General features: G+C 63.6%; 13 protein-coding genes and 1 pseudogene. 7 read left to right on the top strand and 7 right to left on the bottom strand.

The window, feature by feature from the left end:
- Positions 1-165: 165 nt before the first annotated feature.
- Entirely contained in the window at positions 166-549 is a 384-nt protein-coding gene (locus tag WI26_RS30480) for a hypothetical protein (protein WP_059511307.1), read from the bottom strand.
- 250 nt (positions 550-799) lie between these two features.
- On the opposite strand from WI26_RS30480, the gene WI26_RS30475 reads away from it, so the two are divergent.
- Together WI26_RS30475 and WI26_RS30470 are read left to right on the top strand one after the other, a co-directional pair.
- Positions 800-1,240 carry an Hsp20/alpha crystallin family protein gene (locus WI26_RS30475; protein WP_069228310.1) on the top strand — a complete coding sequence of 147 codons (441 nt, stop codon included), beginning with the start codon at positions 800-802 and terminating at the stop codon, positions 1,238-1,240.
- A 15-nt stretch (positions 1,241-1,255) separates the two neighbouring features.
- A complete protein-coding gene (locus tag WI26_RS30470) occupies positions 1,256-1,663 on the top strand; it encodes an Hsp20/alpha crystallin family protein (RefSeq protein ID WP_059594547.1) in 408 nt (135 codons plus the stop codon).
- Here WI26_RS30470 and WI26_RS32575 read toward each other — a convergent pair.
- Together WI26_RS32575 and WI26_RS30465 are read right to left on the bottom strand one after the other, a co-directional pair.
- Positions 1,650-2,033 carry a hypothetical protein gene (locus tag WI26_RS32575; protein ID WP_155768858.1) on the bottom strand — a complete coding sequence of 128 codons (384 nt, stop codon included), beginning with the start codon at positions 2,031-2,033 and terminating at the stop codon, positions 1,650-1,652. The genes WI26_RS30470 and WI26_RS32575 overlap by 14 nt on opposite strands.
- Positions 2,034-2,188: 155 nt before the next feature.
- Positions 2,189-3,532 carry an MFS transporter gene (locus WI26_RS30465; protein WP_069228309.1) on the bottom strand — a complete coding sequence of 448 codons (1,344 nt, stop codon included), beginning with the start codon at positions 3,530-3,532 and terminating at the stop codon, positions 2,189-2,191.
- 288 nt (positions 3,533-3,820) lie between these two features.
- Here WI26_RS30465 and WI26_RS30460 point away from each other — a divergent pair, with 288 nt between their 5' ends.
- The 4 genes from WI26_RS30460 to WI26_RS30445 all read left to right on the top strand — a co-directional run bounded on the left by WI26_RS30460 (position 3,821) and on the right by WI26_RS30445 (position 9,327).
- Complete coding sequence (locus tag WI26_RS30460) at positions 3,821-4,858, top strand: LacI family DNA-binding transcriptional regulator (RefSeq protein ID WP_208604155.1); 1,038 nt, start codon at positions 3,821-3,823, stop codon at positions 4,856-4,858.
- A 180-nt stretch (positions 4,859-5,038) separates the two neighbouring features.
- Positions 5,039-6,820: an IlvD/Edd family dehydratase gene (locus tag WI26_RS30455; RefSeq protein WP_069228307.1), complete on the top strand. Its 1,782-nt coding sequence runs from the start codon at positions 5,039-5,041 to the stop codon at positions 6,818-6,820.
- Between the two features lie 41 nt (positions 6,821-6,861).
- On the top strand, positions 6,862-8,043 hold the full coding sequence (locus tag WI26_RS30450; protein WP_069228306.1) for a fumarylacetoacetate hydrolase family protein: 1,182 nt from the start codon (positions 6,862-6,864) through the stop codon (positions 8,041-8,043).
- 570 nt (positions 8,044-8,613) lie between these two features.
- Entirely contained in the window at positions 8,614-9,327 is a 714-nt protein-coding gene (locus tag WI26_RS30445; protein ID WP_069228305.1) for a DUF4396 domain-containing protein, read from the top strand.
- Between the two features lie 83 nt (positions 9,328-9,410).
- Here WI26_RS30445 and WI26_RS32570 read toward each other — a convergent pair.
- The 4 genes and pseudogenes from WI26_RS32570 to WI26_RS30430 form a co-directional block, all read right to left on the bottom strand.
- A pseudogene (locus tag WI26_RS32570) lies at positions 9,411-9,616 on the bottom strand (IS256 family transposase); the annotation flags it as partial.
- 124 nt (positions 9,617-9,740) lie between these two features.
- The gene (locus WI26_RS32565) at positions 9,741-10,247 is read right to left on the bottom strand and encodes a hypothetical protein (protein WP_155768857.1); all 507 of its coding nucleotides are present in this window, start codon (positions 10,245-10,247) and stop codon (positions 9,741-9,743) included.
- A gap of 198 nt (positions 10,248-10,445) precedes the next feature.
- Positions 10,446-11,189 (bottom strand): carbonic anhydrase family protein, encoded by a 744-nt coding sequence (locus WI26_RS30435; protein ID WP_069228304.1) that lies wholly within the window; start codon positions 11,187-11,189, stop codon positions 10,446-10,448.
- 574 nt (positions 11,190-11,763) lie between these two features.
- On the bottom strand, positions 11,764-12,483 hold the full coding sequence (locus tag WI26_RS30430) for a hypothetical protein (RefSeq protein WP_155768856.1): 720 nt from the start codon (positions 12,481-12,483) through the stop codon (positions 11,764-11,766).
- A 364-nt stretch (positions 12,484-12,847) separates the two neighbouring features.
- Between WI26_RS30430 and WI26_RS30425 the strand changes: the two genes are divergently transcribed.
- Positions 12,848-15,835, top strand: a complete 2,988-nt coding sequence (locus WI26_RS30425; RefSeq protein WP_069228302.1) for a M48 family metallopeptidase — start codon at positions 12,848-12,850, stop codon at positions 15,833-15,835.
- Positions 15,836-16,108: the final 273 nt, after the last annotated feature.

Genomic DNA, 16,108 nt, shown 5'->3' with positions numbered 1-16,108 from the left:
GCGCCGACGGACGGCACCGGCGTCTGCGCGTCTGCGCGGCCGCGATGCGCGATCGTCTGCTTGCCCGGCGGAAGTCCTGGCCCGGCGCCGCCACGTCCACATCTTGTCCGCGTGGCCCAAGGCGGGACCGGCACGGGCTGCACAGCGAGACGCCGAACCGATCGCTCACTGAATCGGCGGTGCCGCACCCAGCTTCTCCGACAACATTCGCTCGTACACACCAAAATGTAGATCGACCTCCTTCTGCAAGACGTGAGTGACCGTGATGTTGATCTGGTCAGGTAGCAACCCCAGCACGACCGCAACCGCAGCTTCAAGTTGCGGTGCACAAACCTTGTCCTCCGCCATCGTCGTGCCGACCAGTACATCGTAGGTCTTCTCCTGCCGACACACGACCTCGACGAGTCGCGCCCGCGCGCTCATGTTGTTGTCGATCGCGAGCCTGACGACTTCGGTCACCGTGCGCATCGTCTCGGTCGGAAAGCCCTTCGTCGAGCGCAGCCGGATACGATGTCTGCCCAGCGTAAGCCAGTCCGTGTCGAATTCCATGGCGTCCTCCGGATGCAGTTCCAATCCGCTGCCGATGATAGGTGTCGACACCGGAATTTCAAGTCCAAAAATCTGCCGACGCCCCTTGAAATTTTCTGCAAAGTTCCTATCTTGAGTGTCGCTCAGGCAGACGCGCGAGTTGCCTCATTCCGCGCGCTGCGTGTTTCGATTTGTTTGCCGGCAGTCCGGCAGGCGAACTGGAGCGCGTAGGCCCGTTCGCCTCCCGGTTGCACTCAAGGAGGATACGATCATGAGCGATCTTTACTTCGGAACCGATCTCTTCGGCGAGTTTGACCGTCTGCAGCAGCAGATGGCGCAGCTCTTCGGCGGTTTCCCGTCCAGCATCCGCGCCGGTCGTTTGGGCGCCTTTCCTCAGATCAACATCGGCGCCACCGACGAGTCGATCGAGATTGTCGCCTTCGCCCCGGGAATCAACGCCGCCGAACTCGACGTGTCGATCGACAAGGGGCTGCTGACCATCAGCGGCGAACGCAAATCGACGCAACCCGACACGGGAAGCGACACGCGCACCTATGCGCAGGAGCGCTTTGTCGGCACCTTCCGGCGCGTCATCGAGCTTCCCGACACCGCCGATCCGGACAAGGTCCACGCGCACTACGAAAATGGCTGCCTGTCGATCAGTGTCGGCAGGCGCGAATCGTCCAAGCCGCGCGCCATCACTATCCAGTAATCCGAGGAACCGATCATGACTGACACGACTCAACTGGCCGAACGCGCCCCATCCACCGTAGGACGCCGCGACACCGAGCAGCCCGCGCGCCGGATCACTCTCGTCCCTGCCGTCGACATATCCGAGGACAGCCAGGGCGTCACGCTATGGGCCGACCTGCCCGGTGTGACGAAGGACAAGCTGGACGTCAAAGTCCACGACAGCAGCCTCTCGATCGAAGCCGAGGCGGTAGTGCCGACGCCGGCAAACCTGCGACTGCAGCATGCCGAGGTCCGCGAACCGCACTTCGCCCGAACGTTCACGCTGTCACCGGACTTCGATACGTCAAAGATCGAGGCGAGCCTCCAGGATGGGGTGCTTAAGCTGACGATCCCGCGCCGCGACGAGGCGCGCCCGCGGCGCATAGAAGTCAAGTCCACCTAACCAGTCGACAACGACGGATCAGAAGCACAGGCGGCAGCGATCGCGCTGCCGCCACCGCGAATCGCGAGCACGGGCGGGTGCCGATATAATCCGATGCCTTGATTGCGACGATTCGCAGTCGGGTCGCGGTTGCAAGATCGAGCTGACCGTCGCATGGCATCTCGCGCGGCAGCAATTCGCGCATTACCCTGCGATCTACCGGCGCAAGGCGCACGCGCGCTGCATCAACCCGATCGTGCCCGAAGGCGGCGGCGTCTTCTCTCACGACGCCATGCGCGCCCGGCTCGTGCCGCTCGCGTCGTTCGAGAGCGTCCGCTTGCGTCTCGCCGACGGCGCTTCGCTGCGGTGCACCGTCGATCTCAAGCCGCATGACTCGACCTCGCATCACGCTCCCGGAAACCGGCCGACGTTCACTGTAGCGCGAACGCATGCGCGAAACCACGCGGGAGTGCGACGCCGGACACGGGGCACCCGGCGATCCGTCGGCCGCACACGCCGCCGCGCCGCGGCGGTACCTCAAGCGGCCTACCGCTCGGCCGGCGGATGCAGGATGGCGCGCGGAATCAGCGCGATCAGCGCACAGCTGACCAGCAGGCACGCGCCCAGCGCATAGGTGCCGTTGTTGATGTTGCCGGTCATTTCCTTCGCAATGCCGGTGATCATCGAGCCCGTGAAGCCCGACAGGTTCCCGACCGAATTGATCAACGCGATGCCGGCCGCCGCCGCCGTGCCGGACAGGATCTGGCCGGGGAACGTCCAGTAGATCGGCATCAGCGCGAGGATCCCGCAGGTTGCGACGGTCAGGAACAGGATCGACAGCGCCACGTTGTGCGCACACGCCGCACTCAGGATCAGGCCGACGCCACCGATGAACGCGGGAATCGCCGCATGCAGCCGGCGTTCGCCGGTCTTGCGCGAGTGCGCTGCATTCCACACCATCGCAAAGATGGCCATCAGGTACGGAATCGCGGTCAGCAGCCCGATATGCAGCGGACTTGTCACGCCCGATGCACGGATGATCGACGGTAGCCAGAACGCCAGCCCATAGAAGCCGGTATTGAAGGTCAGCAGGATGAAGGTGAGCAGCCACACGCGCGGGCTGCGCAACGCGGCCCCGATGCTGTGCGACTTGTGCGCGGCCTCACGTTCGAGGTTGCGCGACAACACGCCCTTCTCCTCGGCCGACAGCCACTTCGCCGACCCCGGGCCATCGCCCAGGAAGGCCAGCACAACGAACGCCACCACGATCGACGGCAGGCCTTCGAGCAGCAGCATCCATTGCCATCCGCTCATGCCGGACAGCCCGTGTGTCTGCTCCATCAGCCAGCCGGACACCACGCTGCCGAGCGTGAGGCTCAGCGGAATCGCGACGAGGAAGCCCGACATCGCGACGCTCTGGCGGCGTGCCGGAAACCAGTAGTTCATGTACAGGATGACGCCGGGAAAGAAGCCGGCCTCGCACAGGCCGAGGAGAAAGCGCAGCGCGTAGAACATCGTGGCCGTCTGCACGTGAAAGAACTGCGCCAGCGGCACGATGAACGCCATCGATGACGACACGATGCCCCACGTGATCATGATCCTCGCGATCCAGAAGCGGGCGCCGTAACGGTGCAGCAACAGGTTGCTGGGCATCTCGAACAGAAAATAGCCCCAGAAGAAAATGCTCGCGCCGAGCGCATAGACGCCGTCGCTCAGGCGCAGGTCGTCGAGCATCTGCAGCTTCGCGAAGCCGACGTTGACGCGATCCAGATACGCGACGACGTAGCAGAGCAGCAGCAACGGCAGGATACGGCGCATCACCCTGCGATAGAGGGCGTCTTCGGACGAGTCCACCGCCGGCGTGGCGGCGGTCTGTGTTATGGATGGCATCGGTTTGTCTCCTGATCGTGTAGGTCTTCTTCGTACCGGCGGCTTCATGGATGCACGCATGTTACCGATAACATTCCGGTGCAAAAAAATCCGCCGACGGAACGACGGTGGCAACCTGCACGTTGATACCGGTAACAGACGCGAAAGTAGCACGCTGGGACATGCTGGTTCAAGACCTGACCGACGAGTGGTTTCCCTAGTGCGGGGCGTCGACCCGACAACCGTGCGGCAGGCGGCGTTCGCGCCGTTATGATGTAGGCTTTCCGGTTTTCTCCGATCGCGATTCCGATGCCCAGCCCCACCGCCGTCCGGCCTGCCGGACCGCCCCGCATGTCCGACGTAGCGCGCCTGGCCGGCGTGTCCAAGATGACCGTGTCGCGCGTGCTTGCCGGCCACAGCGTGGCCGCCGACACACGCGAGCGGGTTTGCAGGGCCATCGACCAGCTTGGCTACGTGGCCGATGCCGCCGCCGGCGCGCTATCGTCGGGGCGCTCGGAGTTTGTCGCGGTGCTGGTGCCGTCGCTGTCGAGCTCCAATTTCTCGGACACGGTGCGTGGCCTGACCGATGCGCTCGAGCCGCATGGACTGCAACTGTTGCTCGGCGATACCGACTACGACCTGGAGCGCGAAGAGCGGCTGGTGCGCTCGATGCTGCGTCACCAGCCGCGCTGCATCGCGCTGACGGGTGCGCAACATACCGATGCGACACGCAAGCTGCTCGAGCGCTCGGCCATTCCGGTGGTCGAGATGTGGGACCTGCCCAAGCACCCTATCGACACCGCGGTGGGCTTCTCCAACGTCCGCGCCGCGCGCGCGATGGTGCGGCACCTCGCGCAGCGCGGCTACCGGCGCATCGGTTTTCTCGGCGGCGCGAGCGTACTGGACCGGCGCGGCCAGGACCGGCTCAACGGATATCAGGCTGAAATCAAGGCGCTCGGGTTGGGTGAGCCGCGCATCGTGCGGCTGGGCGACTCGCCGATCACGATGAGCCACGGCGGCCCGGCCATGGCGGCACTGCTCGAGCAGTGGCCGGACACCGACGCGGTGATGTGCGTGAGCGACATGTCGGCATTCGGCGCGATCATGGAATGCCACCGGCGCGGGCTGGCCGTGCCCGCGGACATCGCCGTGGCCGGCTTCGGCAACTTCGAGGTGGCGGCATGCTGCCACCCGACCATCACGACCGTATCGGTCGACGCATACGGCATCGGCGTGCGCACCGGCGATGCGCTGCTCGCGGCGCTGCAGGCCCGCGACGGCGGCGAACGGATCGAGTCGCGAAGCATCCGCATCGACTACACGATCGTCGCCCGGGAAAGCGCGTGACGGGCTGACGCGCGCTTGCAGCATCATGCGGAAGCGTACGCGCGCGATGCGCGGTTCGCGACACCGCACGCACGATTCCCCTTCCGCTTTGCGAAAATCCCGTGCTAACATCGACGCGAATGTTACCGGTAACTATCCGGCAAAAAAACTGAACACGGCCCCATTCGGAGACAGCCCGCCATGTCACAAACCCCTCGCCGTCTGCGTAGCCAGGAGTGGTTCGACGACCCTGCGCATGCAGACATGACCGCGCTCTACGTCGAGCGCTTCATGAACTACGGGCTCACGCGCGAGGAACTGCAGTCGGGGCGCCCGATCATCGGTATCGCGCAGACGGGCAGCGACCTCGCGCCATGCAACCGTCATCACATCGAGCTGGCCGAGCGCACCAGGGCGGGCATCCGAGACGCGGGCGGCATTCCGATGGAATTCCCCGTGCATCCGCTCGCCGAGCAGAGCCGCCGGCCCACCGCCGCACTCGACCGCAACCTCGCATATCTCGGGCTCGTGGAAGTACTGCACGGGTTTCCGCTCGATGGCGTGGTGCTGACGACCGGCTGCGACAAGACCACCCCCGCGTGCCTGATGGCCGCGGCCACCGTCGACCTGCCGGCGATCGTGCTGTCCGGCGGCCCGATGCTCGATGGCTGGCACGAAGGCAAACGCGTCGGCTCGGGCACCGTGATCTGGCACGCGCGCAATCTGCTGGCCGCCGGCGATATCGACTACGAAGGCTTCATGCAGCTGACCACGGCATCGTCGCCGTCGATCGGCCATTGCAACACCATGGGCACGGCGCTGTCGATGAACAGCCTGGCCGAGGCGCTGGGCATGTCGCTGCCCGGCTGCGCGAGCATTCCGGCCGCGTACCGCGAGCGCGGCCAAATGGCTTACGCAACGGGCAAGCGCGCCGTCGAACTCGTTCGAGAAGACCTGCGTCCGTCGCAGATCATGACGCGCGCGGCATTCGAAAACGCGATCGTCGTCGCGTCCGCGCTCGGCGCATCGACCAACTGCCCGCCGCACCTGATCGCGATCGCGCGCCACATGGGCGTCGAACTGAGTCTCGACGACTGGCAGCGTTTCGGCGAATCCGTGCCGCTGCTCGTCAACTGCATGCCGGCCGGCGAATATCTCGGCGAGAGCTTCCACCGCGCCGGCGGCGTGCCTGCGGTGCTGCGCCAGCTCGATGCGGGCGGACTGCTGCGGCGCGACTGCCTGACCGTATCCGGCCGGCCGATCGGTGCCATTGCCGACACCGCGCAGGATGCCGATCGCGACGTGATCCGCACACCGGACGCCCCGCTCAAGCACGGCGCCGGCTTCATGGTGCTGTCGGGCAACTTCTTCGACAGTGCGATCATGAAGATGTCGGTGGTCGGCGATGCGTTCCGCCGGACCTATCTTGCCGAGCCCGGCGCGGAGAATACGTTCGAAGCACGCGCGATCGTGTTCGAAGGCCCGGAGGATTACCACGCCCGCATCAACGATCCTCAGCTCGAAATCGACGAACGCTGCATCCTGGTGATCCGCGGCTGCGGCACGGTCGGCTATCCCGGCAGCGCGGAAGTCGTCAACATGGCGCCGCCCGCCGATCTGATCAAGCGCGGCGTAACGTCGCTGCCGTGTATCGGAGACGGACGCCAGAGCGGCACGTCGGCCAGCCCGTCGATCCTGAACGTGTCGCCGGAGGCCGCGGTGGGCGGCGGTCTCGCGCTGCTGCGCACGAACGACCGGATCCGCGTGGACCTGAATCGGCGCACCGTGGACGTGCTCGTCGACAGCGACGAACTCGCACGCCGCCACGACGCGGCGAGCAACGCGGTGCCGCAAGCGCAAACGCCGTGGCAGGAACTCTATCGCCGCTTCGTGGGCCAACTGTCCACCGGCGGCTGTCTCGAACCGGCCACGCTGTACCTGAAGGTGATCGAGCAGCGCGGCAACCCGCGCCATTCACACTGACGCACTGATCCAACCGTTCCACGACACTTGCCGAGCTGACCATGCGTACTCTTTCCGTTTCCGATTGCCTGCCGCACGACCTCGCCCACGCGTTGCTGATCGGTCGCGTGTGGCGCCACGACGTTGCCCCGGCGGGACCGAGCGTCGTCGCCGTGCGCAGCGGCGAGGTATTCGACATCACGCGCACCGTGCCGACCACCGCGGACCTGTTCGATCGCCCCGATGCGGTCGACATCGCCCGCGCCGCGCCCGGAGAGCCGCTCGGCCGCGTCGAGCCGCTGCTGCAGGCGGCGCTGGACGGCACGCGCGACGCCACGCGCCTGCTCGCGCCGTGCGACGTGCAGGCCATCAAGGCCTGCGGCGTCACGTTTGCCGTCAGCCTGATTGAACGCGTGATCGAGGAGCAGGCCGGCGGCGATCCGGCCAAGGCGCAGCAGGTGCGCGAAACGATTGCCGCGACCATCGGCACCGACCTGTCGAAAATCGAGCCGGGCTCGGAAGCCGCGATACGGCTCAAAGCGGAACTCGAGCGCCGCGGCGCGTGGTCGCAATACATGGAGGTCGGAATCGGTCCGGACGCCGAAGTGTTCTCGAAGTCGCAACCGATGTCGGCGGTCGGCTTCGGTGCGGACGTCGGTCTGCTGCCCGTGTCGGTATGGAACAACCCGGAGCCGGAGATCGTGCTGGCGGTCGGCAGCGACGGCAGACCGGTCGGCGCGACGCTCGGCAACGACGTGAACCTGCGCGACATCGAAGGCCGCTCCGCGCTGCTGCTCGGCAAATGCAAGGACAACAACGGCTCGTGCGCGATCGGTCCGTTCGTGCGGCTGTTCGACGACAGCTTCACGCTCGACAGCGTGCGGCAGGCGAGCGTGTCGCTGCGCGTCGACGGCGCGGACGACGGCTTCGTGCTCGACGGGATCAGCCACATGCGCGAGATCAGCCGGGATCCGGCCAACCTCGTCGCACAGACCTGCGGCGCGCATCATCAATATCCGGACGGCTTCATGCTGTTTCTCGGCACGATGTTCTCGCCGCTCCAGGATCGCGACACGCCCGGCGGCGGCTTCACGCACCATTTGGGCGACCGCGTGACCATCTCGACGCCCTCGCTCGGTGCGCTCGTCAACACCGTGCGGCTGTGCACGGAGATCGAGCCGTGGACCTTCGGTGTGCGCGCGCTGTACGCGAACCTGACCGCACGTGGATTGCTGAGCGCATGACGCAGAGCCGGTGCCACGTTGGACCTGCGATGCAGACGGCCATCGTCATCGCGATCGGGTTCATCGGTATCGTTGCTGCGTGCTTCGCTGTCCCGGTTGCCTGGCGATCGATCGTCTCCACCAATGTCTTTGCCGCGGAAGCACGTGTGGCTGGGTGTTGAAATTCGTAGATTCTGCAAATTGAACACGAACGCCGCCGGGTACCCCGCCAGTCGCTTCGGATTCTTTTCGTTGCCGACGCTGGTGCAGAAAAGTCGCGCCCTGTCGCCGGGGCTAGGGAACTGCGCGCACTGACGGCATATCGACTTGCCGCATTGGTCGCCATCCACGTGCTCGGCGCGCTGGCGCATCGGGCGATCCGAAGGGGAAACATTCTTCCCCATCCTGCCGTGGCCGACATGCGCCGGCCAGCCCTGCAAGCGAAGCCTATTCCCCGGGTTCACTGCCGCGTACGGGGGGATGCCGAGATCCTTGACACGCCTGTCGAGGAACATGTGTTGCTCTGCCGGACCTCTAGCCTCCTTCGAGGCATCGGCACACATCCACTCGTTCTCGACTCAAGGTTCAGCGATGGCTTTCGGCAATTTTCCGTCATGGCTCCACGCACTCTCCATTGCGTGGATTGTCCTCGGCATAACGTGTGCGGCCGTTATCGCCACAGATGAAGTCAAACATCCACAGGCGGCGTGGATCATGAATCTCGTATGGCCACTAACCACATTGTTCGGAACTGTACTTTGGGTCGCCGCCTACTACTCGTGGGGGAGGAATGTTTCGAAGGACGAGCGTCGGAATGCCGCCGGAACGTTTCCGGTGATCGTCATGAAAGGGACAAGCCATTGCGGTGCCGGCTGTACGCTCGGCGACATCATTGCTGAATGGGCGGCGCTGCTGTTTCCCACTTTGGCGGTGTGGCTCGGCTGGCATTCCGTCTTTGCGGAGAAAACCTTCGCGGTCTGGATCCTCGACTTCATCCTGGCCTTCCTGCTCGGGATCCTTTTCCAGTATTTCACCATCAAGCCAATGCGGCATCTTTCGATGCTCCAGGGACTCCGGGCAGCGCTCAAAGCCGACATCATGTCGATTGCGGCATGGCAGATCGGCATGTATGGACTCATGGCGGTAATCCAGTTCCGTTGGCTAGGTCGCATGTACGGCGGGATCGCTCCGGTCGATAGCCCCGAATTCTGGTTTGCGATGCAGCTCGCGATGCTGGCCGGATTCGCGACGAGCTATCCGATCAATTGGTGGCTTGTCCGAACGGGCGTAAAGGAGCAGATGTAACGCGTGCTCGGGGTTCCCGAGCACGCCAACACCGATCTCGCATGGGAGGTATCCGGAATATCGTGTGTGATGCCGGTTGAGATTTAGACTCCAATATTGAACCGTTCCGGGTAAAGCAGCGCGAACTGAATCATGGCGCTCTTCCAATCGTGCCGGGAACGGGTGTACTTGGCTCCGACGTCGCACACCGCCAGCCAGATCGGTTTGAGTACGGTCTCATCCAACGGAAGTGGCCGCGCGCCTTGATGAACTTCCGACGCTGCATGTGCAGCGACTCGATCGCGTTGGTAACGGGCAGGAAATAGCCGGTGCCTCGCGTTCCCGCGCCGACCGGCCAGCCACCACCCGGCGTGGCCGCCGCTCACAACCCTGCAGTTCTTCACGTCGAGTAGCTGATTAGTCAACCAGCTCGATCAGTTAACTCCACCACGCCCAAACGGTCCAAGGCTATCCGGCTTTGCCAGACCTTCACCGGCCGGGTCATAGTGGTTGATCGGATCACCGGCATCCGGATTCACAGGCGCGTAGACAGGTGGATCTTCGATTGTCGCGCTTCCACGGAGGGGATCTGCATTGTTGATAGCTGCAGATGCAGCCGACGTAGCCTCCGCGCTGCTCTGCTCGTTCCACTTCAGCTGCCCGCGGAGGTTCGCTTGAGGGACTACGCCCGCCAGAACGGACAAGCCTGCCGGAATCTCTGCTGGATCATCGAGCGATACGGCGCTATCCGGCAGGCCAGTGGTCGCACCGACACCGCCCGGGTGGCCCGAGTTCCAATTTTCTCGCACATTCGCCGACTGCGAGTTATCACCCAAAGTAGTAGAACCACTTCCGGAGGGATCCTTAGTAACCGCGCTGTCCTCGCCTTGTTTCGAATGCGAATTTCCAGTCATGATGGTTCCTCCATTGTGAATCGCCATGGACGCACGACGCGTCTCACGGATCTCCCACCAGTTGTACAAATGCCCCATTTGGAGAAGGGCGCCATGGTCACGTCGGCGAGACCAATTTACGGAAAGCTTTCGTTTTATATCTATGAGGTACGGGTGGCCATCGCAGCATCCGAGAAATCGGACAGCTTGATCGGGTGCCTCGAGACCGATCAAGCCGCTAATCAATCAACCATAGAATTCCACCCTGCCTCCCACAAGGTGGTACATCGACCCAACGGTCTTAATTTTTCCGCTCTTTTCCAGCCCAGCCAGCACGTCGCTGCGGCGGCGGATTTCGTCGATAGCCTGGAGCACGTTGGTGGCTGCCACTGCGTCCACGAACGCATCGTTCTTGCTGGTACGCTCACCGTCGAACTTCGTGGCGTCCACCGCCGGCTTGATCTTGTCCAGCAGGCCTGTGAGATTGCCAAGATTGACGCCGTCGATGGCACCTTTGATCGCGCCGCACGAGGTGTGGCCCATCACCAGCACGACTTTGGAGCCCGCCGCGGCGCAGGCATATTCCAGGCTGCCCAGCAGATCGTCGTTGACGATATTGCCCGCCACGCGCGCATTGAAAGTGTCGCCGATTCCCGCGTCGAGAATAATTTCCGCGGGCGCGCGCGAATCCATACAACTCAGGATGACGGCTGCCGGATACTGGCCGCTCACGCTGGCACGCTTCTGAGCTAGATAATCGTGCGCTTGCAGTTTGCCCGCGCGAAAGCGTTCATTGCCGCGTTTCAACATGGCGATCACGTCGTCGGGGGTCATGGCATCGCGCTGCGCCTTGCTGAGAGCAGCGGCGTGCGCCAGGCCGGGCAAGAGTTCGGCGGCGAGGCCGAATGCCACGAGACCCAATGCGGTTTTGAGCGACGTGCGGCGAGCAGCGTTCGGCGTGGCACAGCAGGTTTGTGGCTGGCGGTCCATTTGCATATTCCCCGTGAATATACGACGTTGACGACGCGTAAAGGAGACTCGAATTTTATCTGTCCCGCTTGAGGACTTTGACAATTTAGTCTGAAATTTTCGATTAAGCAAAAGGTTTGCTAACGCAAATTCGCAATGGATGCTCTTTTATAGCCGCACCAATCAAAAAATCATCAACGAAGCGCGGGCATATGGCGGCATCAGCAAGAGCGAGCAACACGAGATGAGATCGAGACGCCGCTCACGGCGGATACGCAATTCTGCCGCTCGAGGCTTTCGATCGGAGTACGTTGGCATGGGCACCCGCATCGCGCGGAATAACGTCTAAATTCATCCCCTACGGTCTAGCCTCGGAGTACGCGACGCGAATTGACGAATTTAATTCGAACATAGACCAAGTCGAAACATCATTTCGGTGAATTCGTCGATAAAATCGTCAACACACATGCCGAGTACCTTGTGCGGCGGGTACCTCAAGTTGACATCCTTGCATTGCAGCACGGTTGCGGTCGAAAGGTGGGGCGCGCCCCGGGTGATCGACGGTACTCGGGCTTGCCCGCTGAGGACGTGCGACTCAGCGTACGGCGTCCGCATCACTCGGCACAGGAGCATGCTTGCCCACCAGACTCGAGAGCAACGCCTCTATCGGCAGCTTGCGCGCCATCCGCGGCTGCGAAAGACGCAGCTCGCGAAACACTGAATCGATCTCCTCCCGAGTTGGCTGCAACGGCGCAAGTGCGGACGCGAGGGGCGGGACAATGTGCTTGACCATATATCGGCGCCCCGTCGCCTTGATTTGCCTGACGACGATCAGCACGCCTAGCGCGATGAAAAAATAGATGCCGTAGTTCATCGCATCCGGGGCGATCATGCCGACCGCCACGGACCCGACGATCGCGACGGCGAATGCGACCAGTATCGCAAGAATGTCTCGCCAATTGATCCGGCTCGACGCGAAATACCGCTCCACCTTGGTCGATAGCACTACGAACGGATCGCGGATCAAGGTCTCGCGTTCGTCTGGCTTCAGCGACGGCAGCGCGGTGCGGACCCGCTCCTCCAGCGCAAGCCGGTCACGCCACGCGGTCGCCAAATTCGGGTAGGTTTGTGCGGTGAGTTCCGGCAATGGCGCGGGCTTCGGCGACACGCTCGCATAGGCGGAAAGTTCGCTCTTGACCGGGGTTCGGCAAGTCTGGCAACTTCGCTGATATCCGACCAGCCGCCCTTCGCCTACCGAAATGTTGTAGAGGTGACCGGCAGAGCCGACCCGCTGCAATTCGAACGTTCGTGGCATTCGGCAAATCGGACAGAAGTCCGCTACATAGCCATGCTTACGATAGACTAACTTTCGGCCCCAGAAAACGAACATGACATCCCCCGAACCGCGGGTGCACCCCGCATGCTGATTTTTGTTTGACAATCCGAAATGAAATGGCGGCCTATTCTGCCTCATCTTTTTTCCGGCGGGTGGTGATTTGTCGATCCGGTGTTTCGAATAGGCAACGCATGCCGGACTCGATCTTTCATCTGGTTTTCATCCCGCTGTCGGTAGTGGGACGAATTCAGAAAGCGGTCTGTCTGCATGATCGAAACTGTCACATTCCGATGTCCTAATCGCGCAAGAAACGCGCTTCGCACGTTCATGGGTCGATAGCACGATGGAAACCATTTACCCTGCCGGACCGCGTGACGTGCCGGCCGAACTGACGCGCCCGACCGCCTCGTATCGCCGCAACGCGTGGCTGGCCGTGGTCGCCCTGGTGCTGTTCATTCTGCTGTATCTCGCGCTGACCGCCTGGTTCGCGTTCCTGGCCGCCACCGGGGCGTTGCGACTGGCGCTGGACAGCGAGTCGGCCGGGCTACCCGAATGGCTCGCATGCGGCGGCAGCCTTTTCCTCGCGGTGTTCCTGGCCAAGGCGCTCTTCTTCGTCGGGAAAGACATTCGTGCGGATCGCCTTGAATTGACGCGCGCGCAGCAGCCGCGCCTGTTCGCCTTTCTCGACCGTATCGCCGACGAGGCCGCCGCACCGCGCCCGCACAAGGTGTTCGTCAGCGCTCGGGTCAATGCGGCCGTCTTCTACGACCTGTCGCTGCTGAACCTGATTCGATCGTCGCACAAGCATCTGGAGATCGGGCTCGCGCTCGTCAACATGCTCAATCTCAGCGAATTCAAGGCGGTGTGCGCACATGAGTTCGGACATTTTGCGCAGCGGTCGATGGCGCTGGGTCGATGGGTCTATACAGCGCAGCAGATCGCCGTCCACATCGTCGCGCAGCGCGACCTGCTCGATCGCTTCCTGCACCGTCTGTCGAATCTCGACGTGCGCATCTCGTGGATCGGCTGGCTGCTCAGTCTCGCTGTCTGGGCATTGCGGTCGATCATCGATACGGCGTTCCGCCTCGTTGTCCTCGCACAGCGCGCGCTGTCGCGGGAAATGGAAATGCAAGCCGATCTGGTCGCAGTGTCGGTGAGCGGCAGCGACGCCATCGTACACGCGCTGCACCGGCTGCAGATCGCCGACGACGCATGGGATCGCACATTGGGCTTCCTGCGCAGTGAAGTGGGCAACGCTCGTCCGCCGTGCGATGCATTCGTCATCCACCAGGCTTTTGCCGATCGACTCGGCCGCATCTACAACGATCCGGCCTACGGCCGACGCCCGCAGGCGCCTGTGGACGGTGCCGCGACCTTCCGCGTATTCGATCGGGAGATCGCGCAGCCGCCCCGCATGTGGGCCACGCACCCGCAAAATCACGAACGGGAAGAAAACGCCAAGCGCACCTATCTCGCCGCGCCGACCGACGAGCGCAGCGCGTGGGTGCTGTTCGACGAGGCGCGCAACCTGCGCGAGCGCGTGACAGCCGTGCTGATCGGCGACACCGGGCACGCGACGGTTGACCCCGACGTTTCGGTGCGGCAGCTGGACGAACATTTCACTCAGGAACACCTGAGGCCGGAATATCGGGGCATCTATATGAGTTTCCCGGCTGCACGGCACGCGCGGTCCCCGCAGTCGTTGACGGAACCAGCAACGCTCACTGGGCCGCTCGAATTCGACGCGCTGTACCCTGCCGCCATCAGCGAGGGCCTAGAGCGGTTACGCAAGCTCGATCGCGAGCATGCACTGCTGCGCTCGCTGCACGACGGACACTATCAAGCCAGTGACGGCATCATCCGCCACCGCGGCAAAGTGCTGCGGCGCGCCGAGTTGCCCGACGCGATCGATGCGGTCGATGCCGAGCGAGCCGCGGTCCGGGGTGGCCTGCAAGCGGTGCTGAAAGCGGTGCGCAGCGCCCATCTGGCCGCCGCAGACACCGTGTCACCGGCATGGCGCGCCTATCTCGAAGGATTGCTGAGCATCGTTCACTATGCCGAGCATGCAGAAGCCAACGTGCGCGACGCCCACGCGCATCTACTGTTGCGGCAGCACCGGGCTGCGGCAGGCGGGTCGATCACCGAGAACGGCGTCGGTCATATCATCCGCGCGGCGGAGCAACTGCAGCGAGTGCTGGTGCAGGTCTTCCGGAATGCGCAAGACGTACGCCCGGGCGCACCCGTGCTGGCCGCACTCCACGTCGACACGTGGCCCGACGCGCTAGGGCGATTCGCGCTCGACGATCCCGTGCGAAGCAACATAGATGGCTGGTTGCGCGCCGGCAGCGGCTGGGTCCAGCATGTCGCCGGTCACTTGTCTGAGTTGCGTCGCGCGTCACTCGACGAGCTCCTGCGCGCCGAAGCGGTCGTCGCTGCCGCCCACGCCGACTCCCGCGCACCCGCGATGGACGCCCCCCATCCAGCGCCATCTGTGCCGTCCGCCTACGACACGCTGGTCGTCGGCACGGAACGTATGTTGCGTGTCGACAAGCCGACCTTCCGCGAGCGCTTCAGTACTGCCAACGGTGTGCTTCCCGGTCTGGCGCGTGCGGCTGTCGCACTCGGGATCGTGGGTTCCGCGCTTGTGTTCGGCTGGACGCAGGGCCGCGTCACCGTCTCGGTCTACAACGGGCTGGCGCGCAGCGTGTCCACGACGGTGGACGGACAGCGCGTCGTGCTGCAGCCGGGCGCATCCGTCAATGTGGTTGTTCACGGCGGCCGCGACATCCGCATCGTCAGCACCGCACTCGATGGCGAGCCGATCGAATCGTTCGACGCCCCGCTCGGCTATCGACACGCGCGGTTCGTCTATACCGTGGCCGGCGCTGCGCCGCTACACCTGTGGACAGCCGTCTACGGCGCGACATCGGCACCGCCGCCGCAATGGCTCGCGCCACGCCGATGGCAGGCCGCTTCGGCCGAGTATGTCTTTGCCCTCCCGCCGGCCAGCATTCGCACGAAGGATGCAGGTGCTACGCGCACCGTGTTGGACGCAGGCAACGTTGCCGCACCGGAGACGCTGGTTCGCTACGCGGGCGACAGGGCCGCAGCGGTCGCGATGGTGCTGTCCCATGTGCGATACGATACGTCGGATTCGCCGTACCTGCCGGATTGGCTGGATCTCGCGAGAGCGATGCCCGGCTTCGATCAGGCACTGGCCGCACGACTTGCGCATTTTCCGGCCGACGCGGCCGCGATGCGAATCAAGCAGACGGCGACGGCAGGCCTGCCAGGCAAAGGCGTCGTGACAGAGGACGAGCAAGCGAAATAGCCCACGCGCGGCATTCTGGCATCTGTCGTATGGGTCGCTCAGCGAAGTTCTAAAGTAAAGCATTCCTTTGTAGTTTTCGCAGGTACCGGGATAAAGGCATTATCTCGCTATCACGCCATTTTCGAGGTCCGCAAGCGACCATGTCCGATACCGAATGGCCGCTCCGACGAGATGCAAACGGCGCTTTGCGACCCGTTTCTGCCGGTCCCCATCTTGCGAACCGTGCGGCGCATTTCAGATGCGGATTCAACCCGTCATTCGCCGGAGCGTCCA

It is taken from the genome of Burkholderia diffusa (assembly GCF_001718315.1).
Taxonomy (GTDB): Bacteria; Pseudomonadota; Gammaproteobacteria; order Burkholderiales; family Burkholderiaceae; genus Burkholderia; species Burkholderia diffusa_B.
The sequence above is the reverse complement of the archived record's forward strand: the minus strand, read 5'-3'. Positions and strand labels throughout refer to the sequence as shown.

Coding starts and splice junctions, on each gene's coding strand:
- WI26_RS30480 (WP_059511307.1), bottom strand. CDS start 549: ATGGAATTCGACACGGACTGGCTTACGCTGGGCAGACATCGTATCCGG.
- WI26_RS30475 (WP_069228310.1), top strand. CDS start 800: ATGAGCGATCTTTACTTCGGAACCGATCTCTTCGGCGAGTTTGACCGT.
- WI26_RS30470 (WP_059594547.1), top strand. CDS start 1,256: ATGACTGACACGACTCAACTGGCCGAACGCGCCCCATCCACCGTAGGA.
- WI26_RS32575 (WP_155768858.1), bottom strand. CDS start 2,033: ATGCGGCTTGAGATCGACGGTGCACCGCAGCGAAGCGCCGTCGGCGAG.
- WI26_RS30465 (WP_069228309.1), bottom strand. CDS start 3,532: ATGCCATCCATAACACAGACCGCCGCCACGCCGGCGGTGGACTCGTCC.
- WI26_RS30460 (WP_208604155.1), top strand. CDS start 3,821: ATGCCCAGCCCCACCGCCGTCCGGCCTGCCGGACCGCCCCGCATGTCC.
- WI26_RS30455 (WP_069228307.1), top strand. CDS start 5,039: ATGTCACAAACCCCTCGCCGTCTGCGTAGCCAGGAGTGGTTCGACGAC.
- WI26_RS30450 (WP_069228306.1), top strand. CDS start 6,862: ATGCGTACTCTTTCCGTTTCCGATTGCCTGCCGCACGACCTCGCCCAC.
- WI26_RS30445 (WP_069228305.1), top strand. CDS start 8,614: ATGGCTTTCGGCAATTTTCCGTCATGGCTCCACGCACTCTCCATTGCG.
- WI26_RS32565 (WP_155768857.1), bottom strand. CDS start 10,247: ATGGCGATTCACAATGGAGGAACCATCATGACTGGAAATTCGCATTCG.
- WI26_RS30435 (WP_069228304.1), bottom strand. CDS start 11,189: ATGGACCGCCAGCCACAAACCTGCTGTGCCACGCCGAACGCTGCTCGC.
- WI26_RS30430 (WP_155768856.1), bottom strand. CDS start 12,483: ATGCCACGAACGTTCGAATTGCAGCGGGTCGGCTCTGCCGGTCACCTC.
- WI26_RS30425 (WP_069228302.1), top strand. CDS start 12,848: ATGGAAACCATTTACCCTGCCGGACCGCGTGACGTGCCGGCCGAACTG.